Origin of the sequence: Pseudonocardia autotrophica, assembly GCF_003945385.1 — a bacterium.
In the GTDB taxonomy this organism is placed as follows: domain Bacteria; phylum Actinomycetota; class Actinomycetes; order Mycobacteriales; family Pseudonocardiaceae; genus Pseudonocardia; species Pseudonocardia autotrophica.
This window is the reverse complement of record NZ_AP018920.1, coordinates 173,962-190,493: the sequence shown is the minus strand read 5'-3', so window position 1 is coordinate 190,493 and position 16,532 is coordinate 173,962. Positions and strand designations below refer to the sequence as shown.

General features: G+C 74.5%; 10 protein-coding genes and 2 pseudogenes. 5 read left to right on the top strand and 7 right to left on the bottom strand.

Going from position 1 to position 16,532, the window contains the following annotated elements; genetic code table 11:
- Window positions 1-140 precede the first annotated feature (140 nt).
- The 5 genes from Pdca_RS00885 to Pdca_RS00865 all read right to left on the bottom strand — a co-directional run bounded on the left by Pdca_RS00885 (window position 141) and on the right by Pdca_RS00865 (window position 8,722).
- Window positions 141-3,191, bottom strand: coding sequence for an arabinosyltransferase domain-containing protein (locus Pdca_RS00885; protein ID WP_085911982.1), 3,051 nt, complete (start codon window positions 3,189-3,191; stop codon window positions 141-143).
- Entirely contained in the window at window positions 3,188-5,173 is a 1,986-nt protein-coding gene (locus tag Pdca_RS00880) for a glycosyltransferase (protein WP_085911983.1), read from the bottom strand. Before Pdca_RS00880 ends, Pdca_RS00885 begins: the two co-directional genes overlap by 4 nt.
- Window positions 5,174-5,416: 243 nt before the next feature.
- Complete coding sequence (locus Pdca_RS00875; protein WP_085911984.1) at window positions 5,417-6,160, bottom strand: hypothetical protein; 744 nt, start codon at window positions 6,158-6,160, stop codon at window positions 5,417-5,419.
- A 199-nt stretch (window positions 6,161-6,359) separates the two neighbouring features.
- On the bottom strand, window positions 6,360-7,625 hold the full coding sequence (locus tag Pdca_RS00870) for an iron-containing alcohol dehydrogenase family protein (protein WP_085911985.1): 1,266 nt from the start codon (window positions 7,623-7,625) through the stop codon (window positions 6,360-6,362).
- On the bottom strand, window positions 7,610-8,722 hold the full coding sequence (locus Pdca_RS00865) for a mandelate racemase/muconate lactonizing enzyme family protein (protein WP_085911986.1): 1,113 nt from the start codon (window positions 8,720-8,722) through the stop codon (window positions 7,610-7,612). Before Pdca_RS00865 ends, Pdca_RS00870 begins: the two co-directional genes overlap by 16 nt.
- 86 nt (window positions 8,723-8,808) lie before the next feature.
- On the opposite strand from Pdca_RS00865, the pseudogene Pdca_RS37715 reads away from it, so the two are divergent.
- Window positions 8,809-9,039: pseudogene (locus Pdca_RS37715) on the top strand (hypothetical protein); the annotation flags it as partial.
- Window positions 9,040-9,132: 93 nt separating this feature from the next.
- Here Pdca_RS37715 and Pdca_RS36585 read toward each other — a convergent pair.
- The gene (locus tag Pdca_RS36585) at window positions 9,133-9,279 is read right to left on the bottom strand and encodes a hypothetical protein (protein WP_232021773.1); all 147 of its coding nucleotides are present in this window, start codon (window positions 9,277-9,279) and stop codon (window positions 9,133-9,135) included.
- Between Pdca_RS36585 and Pdca_RS36580 the strand changes: the two are divergent.
- Window positions 9,220-9,701: pseudogene (locus tag Pdca_RS36580) on the top strand (IclR family transcriptional regulator). The gene Pdca_RS36585 and the pseudogene Pdca_RS36580 sit on opposite strands and share 60 nt — an antisense overlap.
- Before the next feature lie 198 nt (window positions 9,702-9,899).
- Here Pdca_RS36580 and glf read toward each other — a convergent pair.
- The gene (glf, locus tag Pdca_RS00855) at window positions 9,900-11,120 is read right to left on the bottom strand and encodes a UDP-galactopyranose mutase (protein ID WP_085911987.1); all 1,221 of its coding nucleotides are present in this window, start codon (window positions 11,118-11,120) and stop codon (window positions 9,900-9,902) included.
- 146 nt (window positions 11,121-11,266) lie between these two features.
- Here glf and Pdca_RS00850 point away from each other — a divergent pair, with 146 nt between their 5' ends.
- The 3 genes from Pdca_RS00850 (at window position 11,267) to Pdca_RS00840 (ending at window position 16,476) form a co-directional block, all read left to right on the top strand.
- The gene (locus Pdca_RS00850) at window positions 11,267-13,351 is read left to right on the top strand and encodes a DUF6541 family protein (RefSeq protein WP_085911988.1); all 2,085 of its coding nucleotides are present in this window, start codon (window positions 11,267-11,269) and stop codon (window positions 13,349-13,351) included.
- Window positions 13,352-13,487: 136 nt separating this feature from the next.
- Window positions 13,488-15,647, top strand: coding sequence for a DUF6541 family protein (locus tag Pdca_RS00845; protein WP_085911989.1), 2,160 nt, complete (start codon window positions 13,488-13,490; stop codon window positions 15,645-15,647).
- 10 nt (window positions 15,648-15,657) lie between these two features.
- On the top strand, window positions 15,658-16,476 hold the full coding sequence (locus tag Pdca_RS00840; protein ID WP_125911188.1) for a class I SAM-dependent methyltransferase: 819 nt from the start codon (window positions 15,658-15,660) through the stop codon (window positions 16,474-16,476).
- Window positions 16,477-16,532 lie beyond the last annotated feature (56 nt).

The following is a 16,532-nucleotide window of genomic DNA, read 5'->3' as shown; positions in this document are numbered from 1 at the left end:
CACCTCGGTCCGGGACCCGGACTTCCGCCCGGGGGTGGGTCGTCACACGGACGTAGCCGGACCCGCCGCCGAGCCGGCGGCGAGCGCGGCCCGCACATCGGCAGGTATCCACCGGGAGCCGGGCCGTGCAACCCGCTCCCTCAGCCCAGGAAGTCCCGCCCCGTGTACTCCTTGTTCGCCAGGCTCGGCAACCGCTCCCAGCCCCATCGCCACTCGGTGCCGACACTCAGGTCGTAGCCGTCGGTCGGGTGGTCGTACACCACCCGCTCGACGTGCCCCCAGCCGAACGCGGCCCGCCCGGGCGGCGGGTCCAGCCGGGTCGGCAGCTCGTCGAAGGTCGCGGTCCGCCCGATCCCGGCGAGCACGCCCCCGTTGGGGACGAAGAAGGCGTTGTCCTCGGTGGCGCCCTCCAGGCCGTCACCGACCCGCAGCCGCCACTGCGGGGTCTGCGCGATCCCGTGCCGCACGACGATCTGGTCCTCGCACGGCCACAGCAGCGCCGAGACCTGGTCGGCGAACACCGGATCACCGCGGACGACGTCGGACGCCGGACGTTCCCGGGACGGCAGCGGGGCGCCGACACCGATCAGGGCCCCCGGGGGGTTCTCGACGACCAGCCGGGCCCGGGACACCCCGGACATGCCGGACAGGTCGACCTCCAGGTCGTGCCACTCGTCGGTGCCCGAGCCGGGCAGCTGCGGCCGGATCGTGCCGTCCGTGCCGTCCGTGCCGTCCGTGCCGTCCGTGCCGTCGGCGCCGTCCGTGCCGTCGGCGCCGTCCGTGCCGTCGGTGCCGTCCGTGCCGTCGGTGCCGTCGGCGCCGACGGCGAGCTCGACGGTCACCGACGTGCCGTCGGAGAACTCACCGGTCACCGGGACGAGCAGCGCGGCGGCACCCGGCCGGACGTCGAACCATCCGGTGCGCAGTGTGCCGGCGCCGACGGCGTGCCACACCGGTCCGGGCAGCGGGGGGCGGCCCGGTGGCGGGCCCTCGGCCAGCGCGCCGGTGAGCTCGGCGGGCCCGGTCTGTGGGGGCGGTCCGTCGTCGGGCACCTGCACGGTGACGGCGTCGGCAAGTCCGCACGGCTCGCCGCCCAGCGACGCGAGGTTCATCGACGCGACCGACGCGCCGGGGGCCTGCTGCACCGGTGCGAGCGTGAACACGAGCAGCATCAGCACCACCCCACCGGCGGTGGCGGTGCGCAGCAGCACGCCGTCCGGCCCGGGACCGGACGGCCGTCCGGAGCGCCGTCGCCGGTGCGCCCAGCCCAGCGCGGCCACCGCGACCAGCAGCCACAGCAGCGGGCTGTGCAGGTAGAACGAGCCGAGGTGCGGCGCGAGCACCTGCTGGTGGATGGGCGCGTCGACCACCGAGTGGTTGCCGAACGGCTGCCCCCAGTCCCCGAACGGCCGCCACAGGTTCGGACCGGCGTAGATGACGGCGGCGACCAGGCCGAGCGCCGTCGTCCCGACCGCGATCAGCCGGCCCGGGGCGCCCCGTGGCAGCGGGCCGCGGGCCAGCGCGATCGCGAGCAGCAGGGTGGCGGGGGCGGCGACGGCACCGAAGTGGTTGACCCACTTGGTCGGGCTGAGGGCGACGGCCACCAGGGCGAGCGCGGTCGCGGCGAGCGCGAACCCGAACGCCCGCCCGAGCGGACCACCGGTGCCGCGCCGGGTGGCGAGCCGGACCACCCCCAGCACGACGACGACCACCGTCAGCAGGACCGGCAGCCGCCTGCCCCAGGCGCCCTGGTCGTCCGGGCCGAGCAGGTTGGCGTAGTGCACGATCTCCCGCCACCACGGGTACTGCAGGTAGTACCAGCGGTGCACGGCGACGGATTCCCGCACGTCGGCGAGGGTGGCGTCGGCCAGCCCGAGTGGCACGACGACGCTCGCCGCGGCGAACGCGACCGCGACCGTCGCGAACCGGGTGATCCACCCGGCGTGCACGAGATGCCACCACACCAGCGACAGCGCGAGCAGCAGCGGCACCTCGGCCGCCACCGCGGCGGGCGCGGCGGTCACGCCCAGCACGGCGACGGCCGTCGCGGGGGCGAGCAGGCCGACCGCGCCGGTGCGCAGCGCGGCGGCGACCAGCAGCAGTACCCCGGCCGCGGCGAACGTCCCGACCGGCTCCGGGCGCAGCGTGATCCCGTAGGGCAGGAACCAGGCCAGGTGGGCGACGGCGAGCGCCGCGACCACCCCGGCCCGCGCGCCGATCCGGTCGGCGAGCACCACCATCGTCAGCCGCAGCAGCACCCAGGTACCGAGGCCGAGCAGCACCGGCACGGCCCGCATCGGCAGCAGTCCCCAGCCGGCGAGGCTCCCCCAGAACTGCATCAGGTACTGGCCGGTGGTGAACGGCGCCTCGGTGACGTTGAACTGGTAGATCGCGTTGCCGATCGCGCCGGTCTCGGCGCCCTGGCGGGCCATCAGCGCGTACCAGGAGTCGTCGATGTTGACCGGTCCGAGCACCGCCCAGGCCAGTGTCACCACGACCACGACGGCGTCGGCGATCCCGGGCCGCGGGCGCACCGCGAGGATCCGCCGGGTCCCGGTCCAGGTGCGGACGGCGACCGCCAGGGTGGCCCCCAGCGCGATCAGGTGCGCGACCAGCAGGCCGATCTTGAGCGGGGTCGGCGACGACTCGTAGCGGGCGTCGGTGTCCACCCGCACCCGGAGACCGTCCAGGTCGGATCCGGTCAGCGCGGTGGACAGCTCGGCGATCTGCGGCGGGGCCAGATCGGGCCGGTCCGCGACGACCCGGCCGTCCCGGGTCAGATCGGTGCCGTCGGGACCCGAGTACAGCATCCACATGCAGCCCTCGCCGACCGGGCCGCGATACAGCTCCTCGGGCCCGGACCGGATCACCAGCGTGCCGTCGGAGACGGTCACCGACAGCCCCGGTGCGGTGATCGGGTCGTCGACGGCGGCGGGCATCGTGCGCAGCACGTCCCCCTCGCCGACGGCGCTCGCCGAGGCGCACGACATCGTCACCGTGAGCTGCAGCGGCCGGTACGGCGAGAGCGGCAGCACCGTGGACGGCGCCATCGGGTCGGCGTCGACCGACGGCCAGCTGACGGCCGGGGTGTCCGCCTGCACCGGGGCGAGCGCGGCGGCACCGCCGAGCAGGCAGGTGAGGATGCCCAGCAGCAGCAGGAGCCGCGCCCGGCGTCCGGCCCCGGGATTCACTCGAAGATGTGCTTCCAGCCGTCCCGGCCGGTCAGCGTCGGCTCCGCGGCCCGGTAGCGACCGCGCAGCGTCCCCCAGTCGGCCGCGACCGCGCGGTGCAGCCGCACCGACTCGGTGATCATCTGCTTGAACAGCAGCGGATCACGGCGCCGGAAGGTCACCCCGCGGCCGTCCGGTGTGGACACCGTCGCCGAGTCCAGTCCGGCCAGGACGAACCACTGGGCGTTCGCCCACGGGACGTTGCGCTGCGGGCGCTCGCGCAGCGCAGGATCCGGGGTGCGCAGGTTGCGCAGGACGCCGCGGGCCAGGCCGAGCGCGGCCTTCGCGCGCCCCACCGGCGGCTCCGGGAACAGCTGGGCGCCCAGCGCGTCGAGATCGGCGAGCGGGACGTCGGTGGCCGAGTTCAGCGGCCGGCCGTCGTCGTAGCGGGACCGCAGCTCGCGGATCTCGTCGAGCACCACCGGCAGCTTCGGGAACAGCGCCTCCGGCCCGGCCAGGAAGTCGGTGAACGCCTTGATCTGCAGCGCCACCGCCGAGTACTCCATCAGCATCAGGTGCCGCAGGGTGCGCTTGAAGGTCTCGCGCAACAGCGCACGCGGGTCGTCCGGGCCGCGCAGCGCGGCGGCGACCAGCCGGTTGCGGTAGTGGAAGTAGGCCTGCCAGTCGGACGAGTCGTCCTTCTCGATGAACGACATGTGCCAGATCGCGATGCCGGGCACGGTCGCCGTGCGGTAGCCGGCGGCCCTGGCGCGCAGGCCGTACTCGGCGTCGTCCCACTTGATGAACAGCGGCAGCGGCAGGCCGAGGTCCTCGGCGACCCGGCGCGGGATCAGGCACATCCACCAGGCGTTGTAGTCGACGTCGACCCGGCGGTGCAGCCACGGCGACTGGCGCAGGGTGCGCGCGGCCAGGTCGTGGTGCGACTCGGTCTCCGGCGCGGGCCGCCACATGAACTGGTTGCGGTCGACGACCTCGCCCATCGTGGACAGCTGCGAGCGGGCCTGCAGCGACAGCATCTGCCCGCCGACCAGCATCGGCTCGCGGGCGAACCGGGAGAACGCGACCGCGCGGAGCACCGAGTCGGGCTCCAGCAGGATGTCGTCGTCCATGTAGAGGATCTGCTCGCAGTCGATGCCGCCGGCGTGCGGCCCGGTGCCGTGCAGGACCTCGTACATGATCCGGGCGTAGCCGCCGGACCCGCCGAGGTTGGGCTGGTCGATGATCCGCAGCCGGTCCCCGAGCACCGCGGCGGCCTGCTCGTAGCCGGCCTCGTCGCGGACCTTGCGGGTGCCCTGGTCGGGCAGGATCACCGCGGTGACGGTGTCGAGCACCTGCGGATCGGACCCGAGCGCGGTGAGCGTGGCGACGCAGTCCGCGGGCCGGTTGAAGGTCGGCATGCCGACGACGACAGCGGCCCGGCCGGGTGCGTCGTGCGGGGCGTGCCAGCCACCGCCGTGCAGCTGCAGGCCACCCTCGGCGGCTTCATCGGTGGACAGGTCGAACCAGTACCAGCCGCCGTCCTCGAACGGCCGCAGGTCCAGCTCCAGGTTCACCTGCCTGCGGCCCTGCACGAGCTCACCGGTGACGAAGATCTGCGAGCCGTCGGCCTTGGTGCGGTACACGTCGACCCGGCCGGTGCCCTCCAGGTCCAGGCGCAGCTCGATCGCGCTCAACGTGGACCAGGCGCGCCAGTAGCCGGCGGCGAAACCGTTGAAGTAGGAGCCGAAGGACACCTCGGTGCCCGGCGGGACGGTCGCGCCGGTGCGATCGTGCACCCGGGTCCGGCGCCCGGTGGCGGTCGAGACGGTCAGCGACAGCGGGCGGTCCTGCTCGCCCCGCAGCGGCTCGACCGGGGCCAGCGTGGTGCCGGGACGCTCGTCGAGGTACAGCGCGCGCACCGCGAACGGGTCCGCCGGGCGGGGCATGATCACCCGCTGCAGCAGCGTCTCGCCGGTCGTCGGGGACTGCGCGGTCTCGGACACCTGGTGGCCTCGTCGATCCGTCGGTGCGGTCGTCATCGCAGAAACTGCCTCGGGGGTCGGCTGGTTCCGGTCGTTCCCGTACCCGGGCGGCCGCGTCGCTCGGCCCGGTAGGGGGGTCGCCCGAGCGTAGCCGCGGGCCGCGGGTGCGCCGGGAGGCGGTCGGGCGCGCCGCGCAACCGGAGTGCTACGTCCGGTTCGCCCGGGGCGGTCGTACCGGGAGTTCTCCGGACCCGATGCCCGAGTTCAGGCGCCGCAGCCGTCATGCGTGGCGCCGTCGGTGCAGAACACCAGGGTCCGGTCCCCGCTCCCGAGCAGGACGACGCCCGGCGCGGGCTCCTCGACCGGCAGCAGGTCGCCGACCGGGAACTCCGGCTCGTCGTTGCTCGCCACCACCTCGGCCACCCACGGGCCGCCGCCGACGTCGTAGATCCGCAGGTCGACCCGGCCGACCTGCTGCGGGCCGTCGGGCTCGCAGGGCACGCCGGGCCGCTGCGACGGGCAGGTCTCGTAGGTGCGGAAGGTCATCAGCCCGGTGCCGGACGGGTCGACGTCGAGCGAGCGTCCGTGCCCGTAGGACAGCCCGGCCCAGAACGGCTGCCCGGTCGGCTCCGGGACGCCGGTCGAGGTGCCCGGTGCGCGCTGCCCGACGCCGACGAACGCCAGCCGTCCGTCGGCGGCGAGCCCGAAGCCGTGGTCGCCGTCGCTGAACAGGTACGCGATCTCCGGTCGCGGCTCGGGCGGGTTGCGCAGCGCGGACGCGAGCTTCGCCTGGTTCGCGGGGTCGCTGAGCCGGTCGGCGACGACCGTCCAGGACGCCGCGCCCGGCGCCGGGGTGTAGCGGTCGCGGACCGGGGTGGGATCGCCGGAGGACAGCGCGTCGTCGAGCACCCGGGCGGTCGCGAGCACCGCGGCCGGCAGCGGCGCCCCGGTCGTGTCGGTGGTGGCGATCGCCGGCTCCGGGCTCGCCGGAGCCGCCGCCGAACTCACCGGAGGAGCGGGATCCGCCGCGGGACCCGGTGCCGCACCCGAACACCCCGCAACCAGCAGCACCCCCGCCAGCACGACCCAGCACCACCGCACCCCGGCACCCTAGTGCCCCGCCGCAAGCATCCGAGCCCGAGGTGCTCACCCGCCGAGCGTCACACCAGGGCTGTTCCGGCGGGTGTGAGGAGCGCTGGTGTACCTCTCACCAGGCCTCGGCGAGGATGTCGCGGACCTCGGCCTCGGTCGGGCGGCGCGGGGCGTTGGAGGTGACCGGATCGGCGACCGCGGCGGCGGCCAGTACCGGCAGCAGCTCGCGGGTGGCGCCCAGGTCGCGCAGTGTGCGGCGGACGCCGACGCCCTCGGCCAGCGCGGTGATCGTGCCGATCACCGCGGCCGGGTCGGCGGGGTGCGCGAGCCCCCTGCCTGCGGCACCGGGGTGCGCTGATCCCGAGCCGGCCGGATCCGCGGCGCCGGGGTGCGCTGCTCCCGAGCCGTCGGGCTGTGCGCCGACCGAACGCGCTCCCCCGCCGTCGCGCTCCAGCGCCCACCACACCCGCTCATAGGCCCCCACGGCCGCGTCCGCGCTGTACCGCATCACCTGCTCGTTCACCGCGGCCAGCGCCACCCCGTGCGGGGTGCCGAGGTGCGCCGTGACGGCGTGCGCGATGCCGTGCACGAGCCCCAGCCCGGAGACGGTGAGTGCCTGCCCGGCCAGGTGCGCCCCGAGCAGCAGCTGCGACCGGGCCTCCAGGTCGGCTCCGTGCTCGACGGCGACCGGCAGCCATCGCCCGACCAGCGCGACGGCCTGTGCCGCGGCCGCGTCGGACACCGGGTTCGCGCCGCGCGAGGCGAGCGACTCGACGCCGTGCACGAGCGCGTCGAACCCGGTGGCCGCGGTGACGGCGGCGGGCAGCCCCAGCGTCAGCTCCGGATCGAGCACCGCGATCCGCGGCCGGACCGACGGATGGCCGAGGTAGATCTTGCGCCGGGCGCAGGTGTCCTCGACGACGCCGAACCCGTTCGTCTCGGCCCCGGTCCCGGCAGTCGTCGGGACGGCGATCAGTGGCAGCCCGTCGACGGCCGAGTCCCAGAGCGGGTCGGTGGCGCGCGCGGTGGGATGCGTGGCGAGCAGTGCGATGCCCTTGGCCGCGTCGAGCACCGATCCGCCGCCGAGCCCGACCACCACGCACGGCCCGAAGTCGCGCAGCGCCGCGGCACCGGCCTCGACGACCGTCGTGGACGGGTTCGGCCCGATGCCGTCGAACACCCCGGTGCGCAGCCCGGCCGCGGCCAGCCCGGCGAGCACCCGGTCGACGATCCCGGTGCGGCGCAGGCCGGTATCGGTGACGACGAACGCTGCGTCCGCGGCCAGTCCGGCGACCAGCGCGGGCAGCCGGGACACCGATCCGGGGCCGAACTCGAGCGCGCAGGACGGCTCGATCGAGAACCCGCTCACCTGATCCGCCACCGCTGCACCGCCTCCTCGTCGAGCTCCACGCCCAGTCCGGGCGCGGACGGGACGGCGATCGCGCCGTCCTCCCCCACCACCGGGCCGCCGACGAGCGGGAAGTCCCGGCGGGCCGGTGTCCAGTCCGGCGGGTCGTACGGGAACTCGAACCACGGCCCGCCGCCGACACCGGCCGCGACGTGCAGGTTCGCCAGCACACCGATGCCGTTGGTCCAGCTGTGCGGGGTGAAGGCACGGTGCCGCAGCATCGCCAGCTCGGCGAGGGTGCGGGCCCGGCTCATCCCGACCGACAGGACGACGTCCATCTGGTAGACGTCGAGGACGTCCCGGGAGATCCAGTCCAGGATCTCGGGCACCGAGTGCGCCATCTCGCCCGCCGCGATCCGCAGGCCGGGGTTCTCGGCGCGCAACGCCCGGAACCCGTCGGTGTCGGCGTAGGGCAACGGCTCCTCGACCCAGAAGACGTCGAGCTCGGCGAGCCGGCGCACCAGCCTGCGGGTACCCGCCAGGTCGGTCGCGGGGGCGGTGTCCCCGGCCATCCGCCAGGACTGGTTGAGATCGACCATGATCGTGAAGTCCGCGCCGAGCGCGTCCCGGACCGCGGCGACGGTCGCGACGCCCTCGTCGATCCGGTCCCGGTCGATCCGGATCTTGGCCGCGCGGAAGCCCTCCTCGGCGACCCGGTGCGCGACCTCGACCCGCTCCGGGGCCGGTCGCGGCACGCAGAACGACGCGTAGGCGGGCACCCGGTCGTGGGTGCCGCCGAACAGCGTCGCGACCGGGAGCCCGGCGGCCTGCCCGGCGATGTCCCAGAGCGCGGCCTCCAGCGGCCAGTAGTTGCCGCCGTGGAAGGTGCAGGTCTCGATGGCCCTGACGTGCCGCGCGATCGCCAGCGGGTCCTGCCCGACGAACAGGTCACGGAAGGCGTCGAAGCCGTCCATCGTGTCGCCGGAGCCGATGCCGACGAGGCCGTCGTCGGTGTGTACCCGCACGATCGTGGCGTCGAAGACGCGTCGCGGGACCGGATCCCACGCGGCGTGCAGCGGCGGGTCCAGCGGCAGCCGCAGGCGGTCCAGGGTGATATCGGTGATCTTCATGGTTCCCGGGGGTCGGGCGATGGGCTCCCGGCCGGAGCGCGTTCACCGGGCGTGTGCGCCCCGGGCCGGTCGGGACCCGACGTTAGGTGCCGGCCCCGGCGTCCGACCACCCCGCACGGTGCATCGCAACCGCGGTTGCGCTCCGGGCAACCCCGCACGTCCCGGCTACTGTCGGACGGGTGACGCAGGCGCCGCACACCGGGCACGGCCTGGCCCGCGACATCGAGCTGCTGGAGGCGCTGGCCTCGCCGCAGGCACATCGCACCGGTGGTCTGGGCGTCGCGCAGGTGGCCCGGCTGACCGGGCGGGACAAGAGCCAGGTGTCGCGGACGCTGCGGGCGCTCGCCGACGCCGGGCTGGTCGAGCGGGACGCCGACAGCCTGGTCTACCGGCTCGGCTGGCGGCTGTTCTCACTGGTCGCCCGGGGTACCGACGGCCGGCTCACCGGTGTCGCGGAGCCGGTGCTGCACCGGCTCGCGGTCGCCACCGAGGAGACCGTGCACCTGTGCGTGCTGCGCGACGACGCGCTGCTGACCGTCCGCACCGTGTCCGGGCACTCGTTCCGCACGTCCGGCCGGGAGGGTCACCGCGCGCCGCTGGCCTGTACGTCGGCCGGCGGGTGCTGCTCGCCGACGCCACCCCGGACGAGCTGTACGTGCGGTTCGGCGCGGTCGACGATCTGGTGCCCGGCCACCCGGACGCGACCGTGCGGACCGTCCCGCAGCTGTGGCAGGCGATCCGGGAGGCCGCCGAGCGCGGCTGGGCCGAGGTGCGTGAGGAGTTCGAGCCCGGCGTCTGCGGGGTGTCCGCCCCGGTCCGGGACTTCCGCGGCCGGGTGGTCGCGGCGATCAACGTGATCGGGCCGAGCGGGCGGGTCGCCGACCGGCTCGGCGAGCTGGGTCGGACGACGGCCGCCGCGGCCGGTGCGGTGTCCGCGGAGCTGGGCTGGGCGCCCGGGAGCCGCACCCCCGGACCCTGAACGACCGGCGCCGCCCGGTCTCGCGACCGCTCGGCCGCCGGGGCGCTCGACCCCGACGCACACGAGCCCTCAGGACCACCCAGCCCCCGGGACCGCCCAGCCACCGGGGCCGCCCAGTTCTCAGGACCACCCAGCCCCCAGGACCGCTCAGTCCTCAGGACAGCCCAGTTCTCAGGACCACCCAGCCCCCGGGACCGCTCAGTCCTCGGCGTCGGTCCCGGAGAGCGGCTTGCCCTCGGTGAGGTGCGGGACGATGCGGTTCTCGTACATCGTCAGCGCCGACCCGATGGCCATGTGCATGTCGAGGTACTTGTAGGTCCCCAGCCGTCCGCCGAACAGCACGTTGCGGTTGGCGGTCTCCTTGCGGGCCAGCTCCCGGTAGCGCTCCAGCTTGGCCCGGTTGTCCGGGGTGTTGACCGGGTAGTACGGCTCGTCGCCTGCCTCGGCGGAGCGCGAGTACTCGCGCACGATCACCGTCTTGTCCTTCGGGTAGTCCCGCTCCGGGTGCATGTGCCGGAACTCGAGGATCCGGGTGAAGGGGACGTCGGCGTCGTTGTAGTTGATCACCGAGGTGCCCTGGAAGTCGCCGGTCGGCTCGACCGACATCTCGAAGTCCAGGGTGCGCCAGCCCAGCTCGCCCTCGGCGTGGTCGAAGTAGCGGTCCAGCGGACCGGTGTAGACGACCGGGACGTCGTCCGGGAGCTGCTCGCGGACCGCGAAGAAGTCGGTCTCCAGCACGACGTCGATGTTCTCGTGGTCGGCCATCCGCTCCAGCCACGCGGTGTAGCCGTCGACCGGCAGCCCCTCGTGGGTGTCGTTGAAGTAGCGGTTGTCGTAGGTGTAGCGGACCGGCAGCCGGGTGATGATCGACGCGTCCAGGTTCTGCGGGTCGGTCTGCCACTGCTTGGCCGTGTAGCCCTTGACGAACGCCTCGTAGAGCGGCCGACCGACCAGCGAGATGGCCTTCTCCTCCAGGTTCGCCGCGGTGCCGGTGGCCACCTCGGCGGACTGCTCGGCGATCAGCTCCCGCGCCTGGTCCGGGCTGTGCGCCTTCCCGAAGAACTGGTTGATCAGCGCGAGGTTCATCGGGAAGGCGTAGACCTGCTCGCCGACCCGGGCGAACACCCGGTGCTGGTAGTTCGTGAAGGACGTGAACCGGTTCACGTACTCCCAGACCCGCTCGTTGGACGTGTGGAACAGGTGCGCCCCGTAGCGGTGGATCTCGATCCCGGTCTCCGGCTCCGCCTCCGAGTAGGCGTTGCCGCCGATGTGGTTGCGGCGCTCCAGCACCAGGACGCGTTTCCCGAGGCCCTCGGCCACCCGCTCGGCCACGGTCAGGCCGAAGAACCCGGACCCGACGACGATCAGGTCGTAAGCGGCCGGGTCGTAGCCGGCGAGGTCGTTGCTGGCGAGACTCACGAGCCACGAGGGTAGGGCAGCCGTGATCGAGGGCACCGAGCGGCTTCGGTACCCTCTCAGGCGGGCCGCGGAAGCGGACGTAACCGGCATCCCCGCTGAGTATCGGCCCCTCGTGGCGTCGGAGAACGGGGAGGAGTCGGCCTGCGGTGAGCTGGTTGTCCGCCATTCCCCTGGTTCTGCTCGCCGCGGCCTGGGTGACGCTGCCCGGGCTCGGTGTCGGTGTGGCCGCCGGGCTGCGCGGCATCGCCGCGTGGGGTGCGGCGCCGCTGCTGTCGGTCGGGCTGATCGCCGGCTCGGCGGTCGCCGGGAGCCTGCTGGGCATCCCGTGGAGCGGCGCGGTGCCGATCGCGGCCGCGGTGCTCGCCGCGCTGCTGGTCGTCGGGACCCGGCGGCTGGTGACCCGCCGGCCGCTGCTGCCGGCACCCGCACGCGTCCGGGAGCGGGCCGTCGCCGCCTGGGCGACCCTGCGCACCGGCGGGCCGGACCGGCGCTGGACCGGGCTCGCCGCGTTCGGCGGGATGCTGATCGCCTGGGTGCTGGGCTTCCGGGCCGCGATCAGCGGGATGGACCGGCCGGACGCGCTGTCCCAGACGTTCGACTCGAACTTCCACTACAACGCCGTCGCCCGGATCCTGAACACCTCCGACGCGTCCTCGCTGACCGTCGGAGGGCTGGTGAACTCCCCCGGCTTCTACCCGTCGGCGTGGCACGACGTCGTCTCGCTGGTGGTGCCGCTGACGCCGGGGCCGGGCGAGATCGTCGTCGCGTCGAACGTGGTCGCACTGGTGACCACGCTGCTGATCTGGCCGCTGTCGGTACTGCTGCTGGTCCGCACCCTGGTCGGCCGGTCCGCCGGTGCCGCGCTCGCCGCGCCGGTGCTGGCGCTGGGCTTCATCGCGTTCCCCTGGACGCTGGTCACCTACGGCGCGCTGTGGCCGAACCTGCTGGGCGTCGCGCTGATCCCGGCGGCACTGGCGACCGTGGCCATCGCGGCCCGCCCCGGGCTGGGGCCCGATCCGGCCAGCCCGGCGCGGCGTGGCCCGTACCCACCGGGCCGGGTCGCCCGCTGGCTCCCGGTCGCGGCAGCCGTTCCCGCGCTCGGGTTCGCCCATCCCAACGCGCTGTTCGGGCTGGTCGTGGTGGCCGTGCCGCCGGTGCTGTGGGGGCTGGCCGGCGCGATCCGGCGCAGCTTCCGGTCCGGCCTGCGGGCGAACCTGCGGACGCTGGCCACGGTGCCCGTGGTCGCCGCGGTGGGCGCCGGGCTGGCCTGGTTCATGTTCGTCTCGCCGATCCTCGACGGCATCCGCGGCTACTACTGGGAGCCGCAGGTCGGACTGCTCGGCGCCGCGCGGAACGCGCTGCTGCACAGCCCGGACGGCAACGATCCGGCCTGGTCGATCGCGCTGCTCACCGTCGTCGGGTCGATCGTCGCGCTGCGCCGGTCCCGGACGGCCTGGCTGGTGCCATCGCACGTGCTGGTGTGCACGCTCTACATCATCGGGGCGAGCACGTGGTCCTCGGTGTGGACCGGGGTCTGGTACAACGACGCGCCCCGGATCGCCGCGCTGGTCCCGGTGACCGCGGCGCCGCTGGCCGCACTCGGCCTGGTCGCGCTGTGTTCGCTGGCCCGCCGGGTCGCCTGCGTCGCGCGGGACGCCCTCACCCGGGCCGCCCCCTCGGTGCAGACCCTGCCGCAGCCACGGGCCGCGGTGCTGGTGGCGGTCGGGGTGCTCGCCGTCGTCGTGACCTCGGGTGGGCTCTACCAGCGCGCACACATCGACCAGCTCGCCGGGATCTACCAGACCCCGGAGCAGGTGCTGGTCGGCCCGGAGCAGGCGCAGTTCCTCCGGTACGCAGGCGAGCTGCTGCCGCCGGACGCGGTCGTCGTGCAGAACCCGTGGGCCGGCACCGCGATGCTGTGGCCGCTGACCGACCGGAAGGTGCTGTTCCCGCACCTCACCGGGGTGTGGTCGGAGGACCAGCTGCTGATCGCCGACCGGCTGCGGGACGCCTCGACCGATCCGGCGGTGTGCGCCGCGGTCGCCGAGACCGGCGTCGGATACGTGATCACCGCGCCGCCGACGTTCTGGGAGCCGGATCCGCTGGCGTCGAACTGGCCGGGACTCGACGACCTGCAGGACGCCGACGGCTTCGAGCTGCTCGCCGAGGAGGGCGACAACGCGCTCTGGCGGATCACCGCCTGCGACGCGGGGCGCGTCGTCGGATCATGATCATCTCGATGGGTGTTCCCAGAGCACCCCGCGGCGGCCGCCGGTAGGGTTCCGTCGCCGCCGTACCGACCGGTAGCGGTCTGCACACCGGCGGCTGCGCCGGGACCGGCCGCGGGGAGAGGAGCAGCGACCCCTGATGGCCGCACCCACCTGGCTGTCCGCACTGCCCGCCGCGCTCGCCGTGGTGTTCTGGGTGGTGGTGCCGGGCCTGCTGGTGACCCGGCTGTCCGGGTTGCGCGGGATCACCGCGTGGGGCGCGGCCCCGGTCGTCTCGGTGTCGCTGATCTCGACGTCCGCGGTGCTCGGCACGATCCTCGGGATCAGCTGGGGGCCGTGGGTCCCGATCGGCGCCGCGCTGCTGGTGGCTGCGGCGGTGGTCGTCTTCCACGGGTTCCTCGCCCGGCGCCCGGCCGGGAGCGCGCTGCACCGCGGCTGGGGTCCGGCGCTGCGCACCTGGGAGCCCGCCCGCCGGGCGCGGGCCGCGCTGGTGCGGTTGCGGACTCCGCGCGGCCGGTTCGCCCGCGCCCCCGAACAGGTGACCACCGCGATGCCGCAGGTATGGCGCACCTCCGCGCAACGCGAGGGACCGGACGGCAGGTACGCCGGCACCGCCGCGCTGCTCGGCACCGCGGTCGCGGCCGCGATCTCCTGGCTGACGGTGGTACTCGGGTTCGGCCCGGTGGATCAGCTGTCGTCGACCTACGACGCCGTCTTCCACTACTCGGCGATCGCGCACGTACTGGGGACCGGGGACGCGTCGTCGCTGACCCTGGGCACGCTGACCAGCCCGACCCGGTCGGAGGCGTTCTACCCGGCCGCCTGGCACGGACTGGTCGCGCTGGTGGCGATGAGCTCCGGCTCGGGTGTCCCGGTCGCCGCGAACCTGACCGCGTGGGCGGTGCCCGCGGTGGTGTTCCCGCTGTCGGCGCTGCTGCTCACCCGGCACGTCGTCGGCCGGTCGGCGGGTGCCGCGTTCGCCGCGCCGGTGCTCGCGACCGGGTTCACCGCGTTCCCGTGGGCGCTGATGGCGTTCGGTGTGCTGTGGCCGAACCTGCTCGGCGTCGCGCTGCTGCCCGCGGTGCTCGCCGCGGTGACGGCGCTGCTGGACCTGGCCCGGGATCCGGCGCTGCGCCCCGGGGGCGCGGTCGCGCTCGGTGTCGCGGGCACCGTGGCGCTCGGGTTCGCGCATCCGAACGCGGTGTTCAGCCTGGCCGTGCTCGCGCTGTTCCCGCTGGTGTGGGCGTTGCTGGCGCTGACCCGCCGGCAGTTGTTCACCCGTCGGTTCTGGCAGCCGCTGGCCGGGCTGGTGGTGACCGGCGGCGGGATCGCGCTGGTGGGCTGGCTGATGGTGGCCTCGCCGCTGCTCGCCGGGGTGCGCAGCTTCGACTGGCCCGCCTTCACCACCGCCCCCGAGGCCGTGGCCCAGGTGCTGCTGCACTCCACGAACGTCCGGCCCGCGCTCTGGGTGCTCGCGGCGCTGGTACTCGTCGGGGCGGTCGCGTCGCTCCGCCGGTTCGCGACGTCCTGGCTGGTCCCGGCGCACGCGGCGGCGGGCGCGCTGTACGTGCTCGCCGCGTCCCAGGAGGGCGCGCTCACCGCCGGCCTGACCGGCGCCTGGTACAACGACTCGTTCCGGCTGGCCGCGATGGTGCCGGTCACCGGCGTCCCGCTGGCCGTGCTCGGCGTCCTCACCGTCGCCGGGTTGCTGCGGCGCGCGCTGCAGCGCTCCGGCGGCCCCGCGGCGGTCCGCCAGGCTGCTCCGGCACTGCTCACCGCGGGTGTCACCGCGCTGGTGCTGCTCACCTCCGGTGGGCTGTACGTCTCGACGCACGCCTCGGTGCTGGCCGGCCCGTACCAGCGGCCGGGGGACACGTTGCTCGAACCGGGCCAGCGCGAGTTCCTGGAGCGGGTCGGGACGATCGTCCCGGAAGGCGCGGTGGTCGCCGCCGACCCGTACACCGGGAACTCGCTGCTCTATCCGCTGACCGGCCGCGAGGTCCTGTTCCCGCACCTCATCGGCAGCTGGAGCCCGGACCAGACGGTGCTCGCCACCCGGCTGCGCGACGCCGCGTCCGATCCCGAGGTGTGCGCGGCCGCGGCGGCGACCCGGGTCGAGTGGCTGCTCAGCGGCCCGATCACGTTCTGGCCGTGGCACGGCGGTGCGCGCTGGTATCCCGGACTGCACGACATCGAACCGGTCGAGGGCTTCGAGTTCGTCGCCGCCGATGGCGAAACCACGCTGTGGCGGCTGACGGCCTGCGACGACCCGCAGGGCGTCGCGGAGCCGCAAGGCTGACCCTCGTACGGTGAGTGCCCCGACCGGCCGAACGGAGAGCACCCCCGACGTGGATCCGAACGAGCAGACCGACCTCCCCGAGTACGAACGCTCCCTGCGCATGGTGGAACGCCGCAGGCTCGCCACCGGCTTCGCGAAGCAGATCGCCATCACCACGGAGCCGTTCCTGGACCGGCCGTTCGCCGAGTGCCGGGTGGCCGACATCGGCTGCGGCTACGGGTACACGGCGCTGGAGCTGGCCGGCCTGTGCCGCGAGGTCGTCGGCATCGAGCCGAACGGCGCGCTCGCCGCCGAGGCGAACACGCTCGCGCAGGAGGGCGGTGCCGACAACTTCACCTTCCGCGTGCAGGGCATCGGCGAGTTCGGGCACGGTCCGGACGCCGGCGCGTTCGACGTGGCCGTGCTCGACAACGTCCTCGAGCACCTCGACGACCAGCCGGACGCGCTGGAGCGCATCTCGGCCTGCCTGCGGCCCGGCGGCGTCGCCTACATCCTGGTGCCGAACCGGTGGTGGCCGATCGAGGCGCACTACTCGCTGCCGTTCCTGGCGTGGCTGCCGCTGCCGCTGGCGAACCGCTACCTGCGGCTCTCCGGCCGCGGCAGCGACTACACCGACGCCAGCTACGCGCCCGGTTACCTGCGGATGCGCAAGCTGCTCGCGCAGCGGCCCGAGCTGGACGCCCGGTTCACCGTGCCCGGCGACGTCAGTCTCGCCGAGGGCGGCGGATCCGCGCTCTACTCGACCGGGGTGCGCGCACTGCGCCGGTTCCCCGCACTGTGGGCGATCTCGAAGGCGTTCCTGGTCGTCGCGGTGAAGAAGCCGGCCTGACCGACGTGCCGGGCGACGAGCGGGGCGGAGCGGGTGCCGACGGGTGGGGTGGGCCC